The 16,229-nt window shown below is 45.5% G+C and carries 20 protein-coding genes; 12 read left to right on the top strand and 8 right to left on the bottom strand.

Annotated features, from left to right (window positions below):
• Positions 1–708, bottom strand: coding sequence for a DNA alkylation repair protein (locus CVV44_08245; GenBank protein PKL38849.1), 708 nt, complete (start codon positions 706–708; stop codon positions 1–3).
• A gap of 274 nt (positions 709–982) precedes the next feature.
• On the opposite strand from CVV44_08245, the gene CVV44_08240 reads away from it, so the two are divergent.
• The 4 genes from CVV44_08240 to CVV44_08225 all read left to right on the top strand — a co-directional run bounded on the left by CVV44_08240 (position 983) and on the right by CVV44_08225 (position 3,711).
• Positions 983–1,513 carry a hypothetical protein gene (locus CVV44_08240; GenBank protein PKL38848.1) on the top strand — a complete coding sequence of 177 codons (531 nt, stop codon included), beginning with the start codon at positions 983–985 and terminating at the stop codon, positions 1,511–1,513.
• Positions 1,514–1,610: 97 nt separating this feature from the next.
• The gene (locus CVV44_08235; protein ID PKL38847.1) at positions 1,611–2,258 is read left to right on the top strand and encodes a RhtB family transporter; all 648 of its coding nucleotides are present in this window, start codon (positions 1,611–1,613) and stop codon (positions 2,256–2,258) included.
• Between the two features lie 107 nt (positions 2,259–2,365).
• Entirely contained in the window at positions 2,366–2,824 is a 459-nt protein-coding gene (locus CVV44_08230) for a hypothetical protein (GenBank protein PKL38846.1), read from the top strand.
• Entirely contained in the window at positions 2,824–3,711 is an 888-nt protein-coding gene (locus CVV44_08225; GenBank protein PKL38845.1) for a paraslipin, read from the top strand. The genes CVV44_08230 and CVV44_08225 overlap by 1 nt, the downstream gene beginning before the upstream one ends.
• A gap of 472 nt (positions 3,712–4,183) precedes the next feature.
• On the opposite strand, the gene CVV44_08220 is transcribed toward CVV44_08225, so the two are convergent.
• Positions 4,184–5,305, bottom strand: coding sequence for a hypothetical protein (locus CVV44_08220; GenBank protein PKL38844.1), 1,122 nt, complete (start codon positions 5,303–5,305; stop codon positions 4,184–4,186).
• Positions 5,306–5,309: 4 nt separating this feature from the next.
• Positions 5,310–6,017 (bottom strand): ABC transporter, encoded by a 708-nt coding sequence (locus CVV44_08215; protein ID PKL38843.1) that lies wholly within the window; start codon positions 6,015–6,017, stop codon positions 5,310–5,312.
• A 228-nt stretch (positions 6,018–6,245) separates the two neighbouring features.
• Between CVV44_08215 and CVV44_08210 the strand changes: the two genes are divergently transcribed.
• From CVV44_08210 to CVV44_08185, 6 genes are all read left to right on the top strand, one after another.
• On the top strand, positions 6,246–6,701 hold the full coding sequence (locus CVV44_08210) for a hypothetical protein (protein ID PKL38842.1): 456 nt from the start codon (positions 6,246–6,248) through the stop codon (positions 6,699–6,701).
• 79 nt (positions 6,702–6,780) lie between these two features.
• On the top strand, positions 6,781–7,353 hold the full coding sequence (locus CVV44_08205; protein ID PKL38841.1) for an SAM-dependent methyltransferase: 573 nt from the start codon (positions 6,781–6,783) through the stop codon (positions 7,351–7,353).
• A 208-nt stretch (positions 7,354–7,561) separates the two neighbouring features.
• Positions 7,562–8,800, top strand: coding sequence for a glutamate-1-semialdehyde 2,1-aminomutase (locus CVV44_08200; protein ID PKL38840.1), 1,239 nt, complete (start codon positions 7,562–7,564; stop codon positions 8,798–8,800).
• Between the two features lies 1 nt (position 8,801).
• Complete coding sequence (locus CVV44_08195) at positions 8,802–9,173, top strand: hypothetical protein (GenBank protein PKL38839.1); 372 nt, start codon at positions 8,802–8,804, stop codon at positions 9,171–9,173.
• 44 nt (positions 9,174–9,217) lie between these two features.
• Positions 9,218–10,207, top strand: a complete 990-nt coding sequence (locus tag CVV44_08190; GenBank protein PKL38838.1) for a hypothetical protein — start codon at positions 9,218–9,220, stop codon at positions 10,205–10,207.
• Between the two features lie 31 nt (positions 10,208–10,238).
• On the top strand, positions 10,239–11,507 hold the full coding sequence (locus CVV44_08185; protein PKL38837.1) for a hypothetical protein: 1,269 nt from the start codon (positions 10,239–10,241) through the stop codon (positions 11,505–11,507).
• A gap of 2 nt (positions 11,508–11,509) precedes the next feature.
• On the opposite strand, the gene CVV44_08180 is transcribed toward CVV44_08185, so the two are convergent.
• Entirely contained in the window at positions 11,510–12,169 is a 660-nt protein-coding gene (locus CVV44_08180) for a hypothetical protein (GenBank protein PKL38836.1), read from the bottom strand.
• A gap of 48 nt (positions 12,170–12,217) precedes the next feature.
• The gene (locus CVV44_08175) at positions 12,218–13,186 is read right to left on the bottom strand and encodes a hypothetical protein (protein ID PKL38835.1); all 969 of its coding nucleotides are present in this window, start codon (positions 13,184–13,186) and stop codon (positions 12,218–12,220) included.
• Between the two features lie 70 nt (positions 13,187–13,256).
• Between CVV44_08175 and CVV44_08170 the strand changes: the two genes are divergently transcribed.
• A complete protein-coding gene (locus CVV44_08170; GenBank protein ID PKL38834.1) occupies positions 13,257–13,877 on the top strand; it encodes a CAP domain-containing protein in 621 nt (206 codons plus the stop codon).
• Between the two features lie 32 nt (positions 13,878–13,909).
• Here CVV44_08170 and CVV44_08165 read toward each other — a convergent pair whose 3' ends face one another.
• Together CVV44_08165 and CVV44_08160 are read right to left on the bottom strand one after the other, a co-directional pair.
• Positions 13,910–14,482, bottom strand: a complete 573-nt coding sequence (locus CVV44_08165) for a flavoredoxin (protein ID PKL38833.1) — start codon at positions 14,480–14,482, stop codon at positions 13,910–13,912.
• 58 nt (positions 14,483–14,540) lie between these two features.
• A complete protein-coding gene (locus tag CVV44_08160; protein ID PKL38832.1) occupies positions 14,541–14,771 on the bottom strand; it encodes a hypothetical protein in 231 nt (76 codons plus the stop codon).
• Between the two features lie 257 nt (positions 14,772–15,028).
• Here CVV44_08160 and CVV44_08155 point away from each other — a divergent pair, with 257 nt between their 5' ends.
• Complete coding sequence (locus CVV44_08155) at positions 15,029–15,367, top strand: hypothetical protein (GenBank protein ID PKL38831.1); 339 nt, start codon at positions 15,029–15,031, stop codon at positions 15,365–15,367.
• 472 nt (positions 15,368–15,839) lie between these two features.
• On the opposite strand, the gene CVV44_08150 is transcribed toward CVV44_08155, so the two are convergent.
• Positions 15,840–16,220, bottom strand: a complete 381-nt coding sequence (locus CVV44_08150; protein PKL38830.1) for a reactive intermediate/imine deaminase — start codon at positions 16,218–16,220, stop codon at positions 15,840–15,842.
• Positions 16,221–16,229: the final 9 nt, after the last annotated feature.

Raw genomic sequence — 16,229 nt, 5'->3', positions numbered from 1 at the left:
CTATTTTTCCATTGCTTTCATTTTTAATTCACGTGGCATTTTTTCAATGGCGTACCTCAGGGCCGTTCTGGGCATGATATTCTTTTTTTTCATCACGTAATCAAAAATTTCCATCCGGTGCGCATGGCTTGCCGCCTTGAGCATCCAGCCATATCCTTTCTGAACCAGATCATCGGGGTCTGTCAGCAGAATATCAGCGATTTCCAGAATTTCTTTTAAATAAAGGCCTCTTTTCGCAGGAAGAATAAGGGATACGGCCGAGGCGCGGCGCGTCCAGCGGTTCGACGACCAGGACCAGGTCTTCAGGTTTTCCAGGAATTGAGGATACATCTCCACAAAGGCTCCCATGGTATGATTGCAAAACGTGTCGCATGATGCCCAATTGCTGATATGCGTATCAACCCATTTTTGAAACACGGTAAAATCTTCCGGTTCATAATCCTTCCGGAGATAATACGACCATTCGGAGGCAATGAATGATTCTTCCATGTATCCCGACTGCCATAATTTTTCGCAGAGATCAAAAATATTTGCCTTGCCAGTATCTTTGATTGCTTTGAAATATTTTTTCGCGATTATTTTTACAACGGCCGTTTTGACGCCGTACGGTTTTATCTGTTCCTTGAAGAATTTTCGGCCCGATGCTTTTACGGCTTCATCGCTGTTCTGTTTCAGCTCACGACGGATTTCAGTCAGTATGGTGCTCATATTTTTTGTCCCTGTGTATTCCCGTATCGATAATCCACGATAGTGAGAACGATCAATGATTTCAAGCCTATTTCACGGGGGTGGGGATGCTTGTAATTGATAAAATTTATATTTTCCTGTCGGTGAAAATTATAAATGCCTTGCCTTCCCGGACCCTGTAGTTACTGTTTCAACAATACATTTACCTGAAGCATCTTTACGTAAGACGCCTTTTGTCTCATGGAGCAGATCCGGGTGAAGGAAAAATCTATCATACTATGTAAGGAGATCAATCATGCGGAAAAGTTTATTAATCGTTGTTGCTACACTGGCATTGTGTACTTTCTTTATTGCCTGTTCTAATGAAAAAAATCCAATCGACTCAAAGACTGAAAATAACCAGGTCCGGAATACCGGTATCACTCCTGCCAATAAGCTGACGGTGGTTGCCCCGGCTGGATGGACTCCCAATACGACAAATCCCAATGTGATGATGAAAGGAACGGGAACCTATACAATAAAACCCGAATACATGCCGGGCAATGCCAATACTCCCGATGCCTTTGTAGAATTTGCAAAGTCAGCTCTTCAGAAGTCTTTTAAGAATTGTAAGTTCGGTCCCACTTCCAGTCTTACCATAAGCGGGCATGAGGCTCGGCGGTTTGAATATTCAGGTGATGTCTTCGGCATGAAAATGTCTTATATCATGCTTTATGTCTTTAGTGATGGTCGTGCTCATTCGTTAACCTGCGGTGCAATGACCGCTGAATTTGGCAAGCTGAAACAGGATTACGAAAAAATTATCGCCTCGGCTAAACTGGAATAAATTATGGATCAGAAAGGCGGAAAACCCCGGGCTCGGCGCCACCTGCCGGGCCGGGGAATTATTTTCATTCACCAGGATAAAAGCAATAGAATTTATTATGCCTGATTATTCGAATCTCGGAATATTTTTTGCGGCCTCACTGGTTATACTGCTGACGCCCGGACCTGCCGTTATATATATCGTCACCTGCAGTCTGGATAAAGGCAGACGCGCCGGTTTTATATCGGCTCTCGGCATAGCTGTTGGAGGTCTGACGCATGTTATTCTGGCTTCGCTGGGCCTTTCTGTGTTAATCGCTTCATCGCCCATTGCTTTTGCCATTATTAAATACATCGGCGCCGGATATTTACTGTTATTGGGAATCAGGAAAATATTTTTTTATAAGGATGCCGGAGCATCGGGTCCATCGCAAAATCTGAAAACAAACCGAGGCATGTTTTTTCAGGGCATCATCGTAAACGTATTTAATCCGAAAACGGCATTATTCTTTCTGGCTTTTCTGCCGCAGTTTGTAGATACGTCCCGCGGATCACTTTCTTTACAATTCGCGCTCCTGGGGTTTCTTTTTATATCACTGGCTTTATGCACTGACAGTTCATATGTAATGTTAGCCGGTTCAGGATACAGCCGCATTTTCTCGAATGCCAGGGTTTCAAAGATACAGCCGTATATTATCGGAGGCATTTATATAATTTTAGGTATTCTTACTGCGGTAAGCGGAATAAAAACACAGGGAATACCGTAACACCCGGGATGTATTGCTTGATTATTCACCGTGGTTTTTTTGTTGCAATTAGTTTTAACCGGCACCATTATTGGACTTTACTAACAAAATAAGGGAGAGTTATTTATATGACTTTTTCACCCATTGTATGGCTCGCCATCGGCATAATAATCATGGCATGCGAAATATTTATGCCGGGATTCATAATATTCTGGTTCGGAGCAGGAGGGGTGCTCACCGCCCTTTTTATTTTTATCGGAATAATTCCCGCAAACAGCGCGGAATGGCAGTGGATATTTTTCTTTTTATCTTCCCTGGTGCTTTTAGGAGTCTGGCAGGTATTTCTGAGAAAGAAATTTCAGAGCGACGTGGTCGATATTTCCCGCGATGCGACACTGATGAATCTCCGGGGGAAGGTAACGGTGAAAATAGCTCCGGGAATACCCGGAGAGGTTGAACTGTATACGGTGTATCACGGAATAAAAAAATGGCAGGCCGAATCGGGAGAAATTATTGAGCCCGGAGAAGAGATAACGGTTACCGACGCCAATGGTATCAAACTTATTGTAAAAACATCTTTAAAATAATGGAGGATAGTATGCTGTATTTTTCAATCGCAATCGGCTTTTTTGTTCTTTTTCTGATAATGAAAGGGGTTCGTATCGTTCCCCAGGCGGAAAACTGGATAGTGGAGAGGTTCGGTAAATATGCCTCTACGCTCAACCCGGGACTTAATCTTATCAACCCTATTTTCTCGCGTGTTGCCACAAAAATCGACATACGGGAGAGTGTCCTTGATCTTCCCAAGCAGGGAACGATAACCAGCGACAATGCCTCCCTGGAAGTGGACGGTATAGTTTATTTTAAAATAATGGATACTTACAAGGCCTATTACGGCATACAGAACCTGCACTACGCGATACAGAACCTGGCTCAGACAAACATCCGCTCAATCCTGGGGAGAATGACACTGGATGAATCCCTTTCCTCGCGGGAAAAAATCAATGCCGATCTTCTCATTACCCTGGATGAAGCGACGGACGCATGGGGAACAAAAATCACGCGGGTAGAGATAAAGGATATACAGCCACCCGATGATATCGTTAATGCCATGACGCTCCAGATGAAGGCCGAGCGGGAGAAAAGGGCTCGTATCCTGGAAGCTGAAGCAAAGAAGGAAGCGGCCGAGCGTGAAGCGGAAGGCGTCAAGCGGGCGCAGATACTCGCTGCCGAGGCGCGGAAAGAATCGGCCGAGAGAGATGCCGAGGCACGGGAGAGGCTGGCATTGGCCGAGGCCAATGCCATTAAACTCGTTGCAGAGTCCTTAAAGTCCAGCAACGGTGACCCTCTGACGTATCTCCTGGGACAGGAGTATGTGAAAGGTCTCGTAAAACTGGGAGATTCAGCTAACAGTAAATTTATTCTGCTGCCGCCCGATCTTCTTGAGTCGGTGAAGAGTATTTTTAAAAAATAACCGATTTTAAAGTCTGTACAGTCCAGCATTGAACAGCGTCATACTCTGAGTTCTCCATGAGTATCACGCTGTTCCGTGTTTCATCAAAATAATCATATCGCCTTTGACTATAATGATAAGCATATATCCCCCAGCCCATTTGTCAGATTTTTTAACCAGATAGAATCTAAAATAATCTTTTAATTAGCATTAATTGTTTATTGACGGCAGGAAGTTTAATGCAGAAAGCTTGTATAGACTGACAGGATGGACCACCCATTTATTATTGGTAGTCTCACAAAGTGAATCAAATCATCGCATCTGCTGCTATTCTCACTTTCAATATGCTATAGAAAGTGATTATTAAACTAATCTAATTATAACAACAACCAGAATTATAATAACCAGAAGACCTATCAACCCATACCACATATAATAAACCTCTTTTAAATTATTTTAGATAAAATGAATATATCGCTATATTGAAGCATTGTCAACTTCTAAAGATAACGGTTTCCTTTTTTAATAAATAGTTGCTGATAATTAAAAATATAAAAGCATAAGCAAGATTAACGAAAACAGAAATCATTATAAATAATCCGTTATAATGGTTGTAAATCGCTGCCCGTATTAAAAATGAAAAATTTAAAACAGGTATCAGAAGATATAACCTGTTAATCATAAAGGGATCGCTGGCTATAAGCCCGCTTGATAAAGCAGAACTTATGACGATCACCGGGAGGGTCAGAATGGTTCCTTCTTTTGCGGATTTTGCGTATAGCCCTATAACCATTCCTACTGTAGAAAAAAGAATTACAGCCAGTGATGTCATTATCAGCATTAAAACAATGTTTGTTAGACCGCAAAATTTTAATAATGATATTCCCCCGGTAATCTGAGGATAGACATGAGAACATGTAATTAACCCACACAGTAAAGATATAATCGATGTGAAGCCAATTATAAACGCTGCAAATATTTTTCCAAGGATGATTGTTGTGTGAGATACATTGCAGGTTAAAAGGGTTTCAATCGTTGAACGTTCCTTTTCTCCTGAACTCATATCAGTAACAGCTGACATTGTTGATGATGCTGCGAACACCATAAGAAAAATCGGCACTATTAATGAAAGGGTAATAAGAGTTTTATTTTCCGCTTCATTTCGGATGGTTATAGATGTTATTTGCATATCCTGTATCGGCGATCCTGATCTGTCAAAATATGATTTGAGGAAAGTATGTATCTTTATGTACGAGAGTAATGACCCCCTCCTGGCTGAATCATAATAAATAGTCAGAGACTTGTATCTGTCGCCTGATTTTACGCTATTTATCTGCAGATCAGCTTTGCCATTAATGATTGCATGTGCGCTCGAGTCAGGATCTAAAAATTGAATATCCTTGAATGATTGATTAATGATGCTTTTTATCTGGTTCTCGCTGCTCTGGATAATTATTCTGACAGGTCCTTTTAATTCTTCATCCGATGTACTTTGTGATGTAAAAAAAAGAAGAAGGGGAACAATAAGAGCAGGCATAAGAATTGAGGCGACTAGTGTGCGTTTGTCGCGTATCTGATCAAGAAGTTCCTTTTTAATAATTATTATGAGTTTCATATTACTATTTAATGTATAAAGTCAGATCTTTCCCCTGTTCAGACTGAAAAGACTCAGTCGTTCTATCACAGTTAATTTTACCTTTATGTATAATAATAATCCTGTCGGCACAGCTGAAAATTTCATCAATGCTGTGACTTGCGAATAACACTGTTTTCCCGCTGTTTTTAAGTCTTGTAATGATTTTTTTGACAGAATCGCTTGCAATGATATCAAGACCGGTTGACGGTTCATCAAGGATGATGAAATCCGGATCGGTGATCAGTGTACGAACAATTGCAGTCCTCTGTTTCATCCCTCTGGAAAATGTTGAAACCCTATCGTCTAAAAAATCCGAAATGGAGAGTTCATCAGTAAGTATTTCCAGCATCCTATTATATTCAGCCTTATTTACTCCGTTTAACTGCGCATAATATAAAATATTTTCTCTTGCACTCAAACGGTCATAAAGGGATCCATCGCCGGAAAACAAAGTACCGGTTTTACTTTTAATGTATGCAGGGTCTTCTGTAAATTTTTTATTGTTGAGCGAGATAAATCCTTTGTCAGGCTTTAAAATGAGCGATAAAATCCTGATCAGTGTTGTTTTCCCCGCACCATTTTCCCCGACCAATGCGACTGCTTCCCCTCTATTAATAGAAAAAGAAACCTCAGATAGAACCATCCCCTTTTTACGAGGAAAGCTTTTACATATTTCAGATACGTTAAGCATATAGAAATAAAACTTCTAATGTTTATTTAATCAATACTATTTTTCCCAATAATAATGTCCCGGATGAAAATGTTTAATTTATTAAACTAACTCGATCAGGCTATTGTATAGAGTAGGTACTCCAAGGATACTATGGGCTATGAATTACCAAATAATCAGTAAATTTAAATTTTTTATTGACAATAATAAGGTCAAGTTATATTATTAGTTTATAAGAACTAACTAATTATGAGCAATAAACAAAATAAATACACGCTCGTTGAATTGATCGAGATGATTACCGCTATCATCGGGGACATTGAGGTGCAGTTCATCAAGTCTCTTGGTGACGCCGGGCTCACTGCCAGGCAGCTTGCATATCTGGAGGTGATAAACAGGCTCGGACACCCCAACTTCAGTGAACTGGCGCGGGAACTGTCCCTGAGCAAGCCTTCCGTGACTGCGATCATAGAAAAATTTACGGCCCAGAACTACGTTGAGCGTGTTACATCCGATGAAGACCGCAGGACCGCTCATATACACCTGACAAAAAAAGGGTATGAACTTGTTGCAATGCATGAAAGGACACATCTGAATATTGCGGAAATATTTTCCAGCAATCTCGGCAGGAAGGATCTCGACACCCTTGTGGAGATATTGAATACGGTCGTTTCAAAAAGTGCGAAGAGTATCAGTTCAATGTAGGAGATGTTAACCGGGGACTATAAGTATTATAATAAAAGTTAGTTTATAATAACTAAATAATAGCTGGTGGGGGATTATCATGGGGAAACTAAGGAAAACGCTTTTGATGGAAGAACATGTGTGCCCATCGTGGCTTTATTTTTCGCTCAATACGTATCTCAGGAAGAGAGTGCATGACCCGGAAAAACTTTTCAGGGGATATGTCGAAGAGGGGCAGACGGCGCTTGATATCGGGTGCGGGCCCGGATTTTTTACTTTTGGTCTGGCAGGGCTTGTGGGCGATAAAGGAAGAGTGATCGCCGTGGATATCCAGAAGAAAGCGATTGACGCTCTTATAAAAAAGATCAGAGGCACCAATCTGGAAAAGATTGTTTTTCCCGTTCACAATGATTCTTCGGGTATATCTGTGAAAGAAACGGCTGATTTTGCTCTTACGTTCTGGATGCTTCATGAAGTGCCTGATAAGAAGACATTTTTGAATCAGATCAAGGCCGTCATGAAACCGGATTCATTATATTTCCTGGTTGAACCGAAAATCCATGTACCGGAGAAATCATTTCTCGAAGAAGTCGAAATTGCCAGATCATGCGGAATGGTTCTCATCGATTCGCCAAACGTCAGGCTGAGCAGGGCGGCGCTTTTCAGGATTTAAGGTGCAGAGGTGTTGTGTCTCCCAAAGTGTCTTCCTGATATTTTCAAATTTGAAAATATCAGGAAGAGGAAAATACCTTTCACTATAAAAAAGGCTTGCCTGTCCGTATCTATCTGCCAATAAAATACCTCCACGGTTAATTTGAAAAAGGATCCTGATGATGGGATAACCTTTTTTAAATCAGCCATATTTGCAGGAGGAACCATTCATGAAGCTGTATGAATTTACGAAATCCTATGAGTTTTTTGAGGAAGCACAAAAATATGTTCCCGGCGGCATCTACGGGCCCCGGACACCGCGGTTTCTCACCTTCGGGTCATACCCGGCCTTCCTGAAGCGCGGCGAAGGGTGCCGTGTATGGGACGTGGACGGCAATGAATATATTGATTACATGTGCTCCTTCGGCACCAATCTCCTGGGTCTCAAAAATCCCCGGGTGGAGGAGGCGGTCGTGGAGCAGATGAAAAATGCCGACTGCTTCACTCTTCCCAGCGACCTCTGGGTTCCCCTGGCAAAAAAGATGACCGAAACCGTCCATAACGGCGACTGGTGCGTGTTCGGGAAGAACGGCTCCGATGTCACCTCGTATGCTCTTACCGCGGCCCGGGTATTTACGGGAAAATGGGATGTTATCATGGCAAGAGGTTCATATCACGGTTCGCACTTCTGGTGCCAGCCACATGGAGCCGGCATTCCCGACGAGTGGAAGACCCACATCCATTATTTTAACTATAATGACCCGGCGGACCTGCAGCGAGTGGTCGAAGCGAACAGGGGCAAGATCGCCTGTATCATGCTGACGCCCCACCGCCATGACGCCTTCATCGATCAGGCCCTGCCGACGAAAGAGTTTGTTGAATCAGTCAATTCCCTGGCGAAGAGTGAGGGTTTCTGCATCATCATTGATGATGTCCGGTGCGGTTTCAGGCTGCACCTGGCTGGCAGCGCAAAATGGTACGGTTATAATGCCGATCTCCAGTGCTTTGGCAAGGCCATGGCGAACGGCTATCCCATAGCAGTGGCAATGGGGAAGCGCGAGCTTATGGAGGCGGCAGGGAAGGTCTTTTTCACCGGCACACACTACTTTTCCGGCGTTCCCTTTGCCGCGGCCCTGGCAGCCATTGAGGAGAACCGTGCAAGCGGAGCCATTGAAAAGATCGACGCCATGGGGAAAAAACTCATGCAGGGGCTTGCCGAAGCCGCAGCATCGGAGAAGATAACCGTGACGCTTTCCGGTCCGCCGGCCATGCCATATATGAACTTCGACAATGATGCCCCCCATGAAAAAAACCGGTATTTCTGCGGCGAAGCGGCACGCCGGGGGATTTTCTTTCACCCGCACCACAACTGGTTCGTGTGCGCCGCCATTACCGATGATGATATAAAGAAGACTCTTAATGTGGCAGCGGAATGCTTCAAGCTGACTAAAGAAAAATTCGGAGGATGACATGCGCTGGAATCATGTCGGTATCAAAACCGCTGATCTTGAAAGATCTATTCAATTTTACTGCGATATAATGGGATTCCGAAAACTGGAAGAGGTCGAAGTCCTGGGAAGACTCTATCACTTCGTGGGCAATGACACGGTCACTATCGAAATAGAAGAATGCAAGCCCGCCGATACGCAGGCGGACATGCGGGAACATTCGGGTCTGTATCATTTATGTTTTACCGTGGATGATCTGGAAAAAACGGCAGCCGATTTACAATCAAAGGATGTATCGTTCATGCTGCCGCCGTCTCAATTCAGACCTGACCGCAAAATCGCCTTCATCAGGGATCCCGACGGGGTCATCATCCAGCTGATTCAATATTTGTGATACCGGTACGATAATTGTAAATTCTAGAAAAGGAGCAGCGCAACATGAAGCCAGTATCATTTGTTACGGGAGGCACCGGTTTTATCGGGCAGTACCTGGTGAAGCGACTCATTGCAGAGGGACACGAGGTGCGCATCCTGGCGAGAACACCTGAAAAGGCCCATGCACTTTTCAACGGAAGTGCGAAGATTATCGAGGGGGATATTCTCGATGCCGGCGCGCTCGAGCGCGGAACGTCCGGGGCACACTATATATTCCATCTTGCCGCGCGCGTGGGTGATTACGGCCCTGTGAAGGAGTTTTCCCGGATCAATGTAACGGGAACGGAAAGGCTGCTCGATGCCGCGGAACAGGCCGGAAACGTCCGTCTCATTTATGTGAGTACCAATGCCGTTGTCGGCGTGAAAAGAAAAAACATTACTACCGAAGAGACTCCCTATGCCGATACGGGCGGCCCCTACGGCATAACGAAAGGACGGGCCGAGCGCGCCATCCTGGGCCGTCACGGGAACAACGGATTCCAGGCCGTAGTTGTGCGGCCGCCGCTGGTCTACGGGCCGGGCTCTCCGAACTGGATACTGAGGCCCCTGGGCCTGATGAAAAACGGAAAAATGATACTTGTAAACGGAGGAAACGGGCGCTGCTGGCACCTCTACGTGGAAAATCTCATTGATGCCCTCATGCTCGCGGCAAAAAGCGACAAGGCTCCCGGTGAAATATTCATCGTTTCCGACGGGGAAGACACAAGCTGGAAACGCTATTTTTCTCTTCTTGCGGAGTCAGCGGGCCTTCCTCCGGCACAAAAAAATCTTTCTACCAGGCTTGCCAATGTTCTTGCCTGGTCCATGTACCTTCTGAATAAATTAACGGGCATGAAGCCGAAGCTTACGCCCCTTGGCGTGGGTATTCTCACATCGGAGAAGGGCGTTTCTATTGACAAGGCCCGAAGGGTGCTGGGATACAGTCCGGGCGTGAACCTCGAGGAGGGTATGCGCAGGGTTGGGAACTGGCTTCGGGATGAGGGGCTGGTCTAATGCCAGATAAAATTATCGCAACGGGTCAATAATGGAAATACGTCTGCCATACGGAAAGGAATATCTTTTCATAACTCTTGATGGGGAGGCAGATATTATCACCGGTAAAGACCTGCCTGCCCTTGATTCTGCATATGAAAAAATTTTACAGGCTCTTCGCAGACCCCTGAATTGTCGGCCCCTGCGGGAACAGGTATCCCCGGCCGACCGCATCGTCATTGTCCATACCGACATCACCCGGGCCACGCCGAATTATATCTTGATCCCGGCGATTATTGATGAACTGCTCGATTCAGGCGCAGAGGAGAAAAATATCACCCTTCTCAATGGCACGGGATCGCACCGGGGTCAGAGCCGGGATGAACTTGCCGTGATGCTGGGAGAAGAGGTGGTTCAGTGTTACCGGGTGATACAGCATGACGCCTTTGATCCCCCGGGGCTTGTTTTCACGGGACGGACGGAATCGGGGAATGATATTTACCTGAACAGGGAATATGTCGAGGCCGATATACGGATTGTCACGGGATTCATCGAACCCCATTTCTTCGCCGGTTTCAGCGGCGGTCCCAAGGCTCTCCTTCCGGGAATCGCCGGTATTGAAAGCATCATGGCGAACCACAACGCAATTCATATCAGCAGCCCCTGCGCCACCTGGGGAATCACCACGGGGAATCCCCTGTGGGAAGAGATCGCCCGCGCGGCCTCCTTTGCCATGCCGCATTTCTGTCTCAACGTGAGCCTCAACGCGGACAAGGGTATTACCGGTATCTTCGCCGGTGAGCTTTTTTCAGCCCATGCCGAAGGGTGCGCCTTTGTGGCAAACCAGGCTATGGTGCCGGTACTTCAGCCCTATGATATTGTTGTCACGACAAACAGCGGTTATCCCCTTGATCAGAACCTGTACCAGGCTGTCAAGGGACTGAGCGCTGCAGCGGGAATAACGAAGAAGGGAGGGGCGATAGTGATGGCGGCCGCCTGCGCTGAAGGCATGCCCGACCACGGGAATTTCAGAAATATTCTCGAAGCCCATGATGACCCGCAGAGCCTGCTCCGTTCACTGGGGCCCAATACGGTTCCGGACCAGTGGCAGGCGCAGATACTGGCGAAAATTCTGCTTCACTGCAGCGTCTATCTCTACAGCGGTGGACTGGACGACGATGATCTGAAAACCGCCATGATCCAACGATGCGGCAATATAGCCGATACCGTGGAAAAACTTCGTGCGGCATACGGCGGCAATGCGCGGATAGCGGTTATGCCCGAGGGCCCACTGACCATACCCTATGTTATGCCAGCATAGCTTCAGAAAAGAAGATATCCCTGGATCAGCAGAAACTGTCCCAGCAGATAGGTTGACATGGTGTACACTCGCTCATTGGGTATTTCTTTTACAAACCTGTTGTAGGCGTTCAGCGTATCGCTGATCATGAAAATATACGCCCCCACCATGGCAATGGCTGAGCCCGTTAGAGAAACACTGCCCAGGGAAACCACGGTGCTGATTCCCATGAGGATTATAATTATGACATAGGCGGCAATTGCTTTGAGCATGGGCCCGGCATGGGGCCTGATACTATTGAAAGCGAATATACCCGTGACCAGGTACAGAAGGGCGATGAGCCATCCATAAAAGGGGATTATATCAAGAGAACTGAAACAAGCGACGAAAACGGCTATATATAAGATATGTCCCAGGAGAAAAGCCACGAGGCCGGGCTTGAAGAAGCGCCGTGTTTTCTGCGGATCGGGAATCATGAGAAATATATCCCCGAGCCATCCCCCCGCAATTGCTGCTATCATGATAATACTGGGTTCCTGTGCCGAAAAAGCATAGTACAGGGCAAGTGAAGGCATGAGAAAAGGTTTGGTGATATAGCGTGCCGGCATTAATTTAAAACCTTCCCCCGCAACATGAGCAATGGAGAAAGCAAAAAAGATAACGAGAAAAACAGTTGATGTCATGCAGTACCTCCAGGAGTAACGGTATTTGTCTATTATCGATGAAAAATCCTATTCTTTCCGGCGTTCCGCAACACAGCGATACCGGGGATCCATGGCATCGGCTCTTGTCCGGCCCTTTTTCCCTTCACCGGCATAGTTGAAAAAGAGACGTCCTTCCACGAGAAAAATTGTCCCTTCAAGTCTGGTACTCATACGGGTGAAAGATGTGGGGTTTCCGTCAAAGTACATCTGCATCGCGCGGTAATCGATGTTGTTTTTATCGATGCTGTACCGGCCCTGGATCTCCACGAAGCGGTCGGCGTTGTTAATAAGATACAGTGAAAAAGTATCGTCATTTCTCAATACCAGTTTTTCATAACGCATATCCTGCTCAACCAGGTAGGGCGCCGTGGTCACTACCTTCCAGGTCCCGGCATACCAGGGAGAATCTTTATCTCCGCCCGCAACCGTTTCGCTGCTGCACTTGTGAGAGAACATGGTGAGGACGGAACCGGACCGGGTATCAACGACTTTTACAAAAATATCGTATCCCTGTTCTGTTTTGTACACGCGTCCCATGACCAGAGCGTCTATGGCGAGCAGAGTGCCTATTTTTCTGACCTCGTCTTTATTTATAAGGCCCGTGAGGGTTAACTCTTTTTCCTTGATAACCGTATCAAGCCTTTCACGTTCAACCAGAGTTATATTTCCCGCTTTGGAAATTGCCGCCGAGATCTGGTCCGATACATAAACTCCCTGGGACCTGCCGGGGAAGCCAACGGTCTCGAAGGGAAGGACGGTGACTGCGCCGCTTTGAAGTTTCGGCCCGAGGGATGAAACTTCCAGGGCTATTTTCTGAAATACTGATTTTTCGTTTTGCGCCGAAACGGGAATAACCGCTGAAAGAATGAGGCAGATGCCGATAAACTTTTTCATACAAGGACCACCGTAGATATGATATTGAAAAATGAACATGTTTTTCAGGAATGGCTGTATTGTGAAGAAATATCCTGAGTGTGCAAGTCTTTTTCCGTCCATGCCTGCGGCTGTTTAATCAATTGACAAAAGAAAATTCCTGCAGTATCCTGCTCAAAGAACAGGAGATTTTATGAAATATTTTATCACCCTTCTTATTGTTGCCGGTATTGCCGGTTCATTATTGTCACAGGGATTCGAGAAAAATGGAAATTTTCCCATCGAGTGTGTTTCCGCCGAAGAATTAAAACTTTACACTATGATCATGGAATATCGGAAAAAACTGAATCTGCCCGCTATTCCCCTTTCCGCTTCACTGACCCGTGTGGCGCATGAGCATTGTATTGATCTGCATGTCAACAAGCCCGACCTGGGAGAAGGCTGCAATGCCCATAGCTGGTCCGAGGAGGGTGAATGGACAGCCTGCTGTTACACACCCGATCATAAAAAAGCCGAATGCATGTGGAATAAGCCGAAAGAGCTTGCGGGTTATACGGGCTTTGGATTTGAAATCGCCTGCGGAAGTTCCGAGCCGCAGTATGAGGGCTATGTCATGACTGCCGACTATGCCCTGGGCAGCTGGCAGAAAAGCAAGGGCCATAACGCGGTGATAACAAATCAGACTCCCTGGAAAGACTATACCTGGAATGCCATTGGGATAGGCATTTATAAAGGATTTGCCGTGGCCTGGTTCGGCACGCAGAAGGATAGGGTGCCTGAGCCGGAGGTGTGCCGGTCTTTACCGGGTGATTAAAAATCCATTCCTATACATCAAAACAACGGAAATTACTGGGATATATCCTTCCCTATGGTATAGGCCTTCCCAAGAAGCTCCCCTATGCCATAATAGGAGAATCCGGAATGGTCGTAGAAAAAGGGCCTGATCTTTTTTATGTCAGGCTTTCCTCCCTCGTCCAGCATATCTTCATCGACCTTAACGTCCATTATTTCACCGACAAACTGCGTGTGAAGGCCCAATTCGAATATATGAAGCAGCCTGCATTCCAGAATAAGGGGAAATTCCTGTACATAGGGCGCGTCGACGATTTCGCTTTTAACCGGGGTCAGACCCGTAACGGCGAATTTATCTTCATTCCTGCCGGATTTTATTCCGAAATAATCGGCGTATTTTGCCTGGCTTTCCGAGGGTATGCTTATCGTGAAGGCCTTTCGTTTCGTAATGTTGCCGTGTGTGTAGGTGGCCTTCCTGAGGGATATTGCCACACTGGGCGGATTGGATGAAGCAATGCCTCCCCAGGCCACGGTCATGGCATTGGCCTTTCCCTGGCTGTCATATGATCCCACTATCAGAACCGGATTCGGATACAGTATTGTCCCGGCGCCTATGGATTTTTTCATCGCTGCCCTCCTTCGATTGATTAACGCGCGTTCTTCTCAAGAAATCTTTTTTTATACATCACGTGCCCTGTGAGAGAATTTCTTTCCTGATTCCTTCAATCAGGTACTCGAGCCCGTTAAGCTGAATCTCGTAAAGTGTAGAGAGCAGCATACCCAGTTTGCCTTCGGGAAAACCCTTGCTGTGAAACCAGACCACGTAATTTTCCGGGAGATCACAGAGTACCATATCCTTGTATTTGCCGAAAGGCATCGGCATTGTAACCAGCTCTCTGAGGATTTCAGAATTCATTTAGTAACCTTTAAAATTTATCAGTGGGCCGTTAAACTGGTAAGTATAATGCATATTGTTACATGAATGTCAAGGGATAATGCGGTTTCCGTGACAATGTTGTCCATGAAATACTTCGTCACGGGATTGATATAGCTGCTATTAAAATTATTGTAATTAAATGAAGAGGAAGTTTTTTATACTGCCGACGGCAACCGGGAAAACTGGAAAAAATAAGGATCCCGATTTACCAGAGGGACGGGTGTATACCGGGAGTGTTGGGAATCGGGCGGGATATTACGGCATACAAAAAGGCCGAAGAAGAAATCAGGGAGGCAAAGGAACGCCTGCAGTCCTTCATGAACTCAGCTACTGATTCCATGTCGATTTGTGATTCAGAATCCCGGTTTCTGGACATCAATACAAAGGGATTATCTTTCCTGGGCCCCGATATCAAAAAGGAAGATGTTATAGGCAGGTATATATTGGACGTAATTCCTCAATTAGAAAACAGTAGTATTTTCAGTAATTATGAAAGAGTATTGAAAACAGGGGAACCCTCATTTTCTCAGGACATGACCGAAATTAATAGAATTTGCCGGTGTATCTTCAATTGAGCCGGTAGATGCAGCTCAACTTAAAAATTAAACTGAGCCCACCTGCTTCGCGATGGCCTATAAGTCTTGCGTATAAAAGCATATACATCAAAATATAGTGCGTCATCTATCTATCTTTGTTTAAAACCTCAATGCTCTAATAAAATAACGTTGACATTTTATTAGAGCGCACTAGTAAGTACAAAAATTTTTATATTAATTAGGTTTTATGGTTAAAAAAGGATTTTCTTTCATTTTGATTTTTGTCTTTTTAGCAAGTTGTTCCAGCACTACCGTGATTAAAACTTCAGATCCAGAAGCGCAAATTAATATTGATGGGTCACCAAGAGGCAAAGGAACTGTTACTTACACCGATAAGAAAATTATCGGATCTACAACCATGGTTAGAATTAAAAAAGAAGGATGCTCTGAGCAATACTCGTATCTTAAAGATATAGAAATCTGATTACAGTGCAATAATAAACGCCTGTCATCAACCCAGCCATGCCACGGCTTCGATTTCAACCAGGGCACCCAGGGGAAGCCCCGCTGCCTGGTAGGCTGCCCGGGCCGGGTGGTCCGTCGTGAAGAAGCGGGCGTAGACCTCGTTCACTGCCGCGAAGTCCTTTATGTCGGCCAGGAGAACCGTGGTTTTTACTACATGGCCAAAACCGAGTCCCGCAGCCCCGAGTATGGCCCCCATATTTTTCAGGGCCTGTTCAGCCTGTTCTGCGGCATTATTCCCTTGCAATTTTCCCGTTGCAGGATCAAGACCCAGCTGACCTGAAATGAAGACCAGGTCTCCCGTTGTTACGGCCTGTGAATAGGGACCGATTGCTTTGGGGGCTTTGTCCGTTGATATGATATTTTTCATTGACTCTCC

Source organism: Spirochaetae bacterium HGW-Spirochaetae-1 (genome assembly GCA_002839375.1).
GTDB lineage: Bacteria > Spirochaetota > UBA4802 > UBA4802 > UBA5550 > PGXY01.
The sequence above is the reverse complement of the archived record's forward strand: the minus strand, read 5'-3'. Positions and strand labels throughout refer to the sequence as shown.

What these genes read in the sequence shown, in the direction of transcription:
- CVV44_08160 (PKL38832.1), bottom strand. Translation starts at nt 14,771, where the DNA reads ATGAATTCTGAAATCCTCAGAGAGCTGGTTACAATGCCGATGCCTTTC.
- CVV44_08150 (PKL38830.1), bottom strand. Translation starts at nt 16,220, where the DNA reads ATGAAAAATATCATATCAACGGACAAAGCCCCCAAAGCAATCGGTCCC.
- CVV44_08190 (PKL38838.1), top strand. Translation starts at nt 9,218, where the DNA reads ATGAAGCCAGTATCATTTGTTACGGGAGGCACCGGTTTTATCGGGCAG.
- CVV44_08210 (PKL38842.1), top strand. Translation starts at nt 6,246, where the DNA reads ATGAGCAATAAACAAAATAAATACACGCTCGTTGAATTGATCGAGATG.
- CVV44_08170 (PKL38834.1), top strand. Translation starts at nt 13,257, where the DNA reads ATGAAATATTTTATCACCCTTCTTATTGTTGCCGGTATTGCCGGTTCA.
- CVV44_08200 (PKL38840.1), top strand. Translation starts at nt 7,562, where the DNA reads ATGAAGCTGTATGAATTTACGAAATCCTATGAGTTTTTTGAGGAAGCA.
- CVV44_08175 (PKL38835.1), bottom strand. Translation starts at nt 13,186, where the DNA reads ATGGACGGAAAAAGACTTGCACACTCAGGATATTTCTTCACAATACAG.
- CVV44_08180 (PKL38836.1), bottom strand. Translation starts at nt 12,169, where the DNA reads ATGACATCAACTGTTTTTCTCGTTATCTTTTTTGCTTTCTCCATTGCT.
- CVV44_08165 (PKL38833.1), bottom strand. Translation starts at nt 14,482, where the DNA reads ATGAAAAAATCCATAGGCGCCGGGACAATACTGTATCCGAATCCGGTT.
- CVV44_08195 (PKL38839.1), top strand. Translation starts at nt 8,802, where the DNA reads ATGCGCTGGAATCATGTCGGTATCAAAACCGCTGATCTTGAAAGATCT.
- CVV44_08225 (PKL38845.1), top strand. Translation starts at nt 2,824, where the DNA reads ATGGAGGATAGTATGCTGTATTTTTCAATCGCAATCGGCTTTTTTGTT.
- CVV44_08185 (PKL38837.1), top strand. Translation starts at nt 10,239, where the DNA reads ATGGAAATACGTCTGCCATACGGAAAGGAATATCTTTTCATAACTCTT.
- CVV44_08220 (PKL38844.1), bottom strand. Translation starts at nt 5,305, where the DNA reads ATGAAACTCATAATAATTATTAAAAAGGAACTTCTTGATCAGATACGC.
- CVV44_08240 (PKL38848.1), top strand. Translation starts at nt 983, where the DNA reads ATGCGGAAAAGTTTATTAATCGTTGTTGCTACACTGGCATTGTGTACT.
- CVV44_08245 (PKL38849.1), bottom strand. Translation starts at nt 708, where the DNA reads ATGAGCACCATACTGACTGAAATCCGTCGTGAGCTGAAACAGAACAGC.
- CVV44_08205 (PKL38841.1), top strand. Translation starts at nt 6,781, where the DNA reads ATGGGGAAACTAAGGAAAACGCTTTTGATGGAAGAACATGTGTGCCCA.
- CVV44_08235 (PKL38847.1), top strand. Translation starts at nt 1,611, where the DNA reads ATGCCTGATTATTCGAATCTCGGAATATTTTTTGCGGCCTCACTGGTT.
- CVV44_08215 (PKL38843.1), bottom strand. Translation starts at nt 6,017, where the DNA reads ATGCTTAACGTATCTGAAATATGTAAAAGCTTTCCTCGTAAAAAGGGG.
- CVV44_08230 (PKL38846.1), top strand. Translation starts at nt 2,366, where the DNA reads ATGACTTTTTCACCCATTGTATGGCTCGCCATCGGCATAATAATCATG.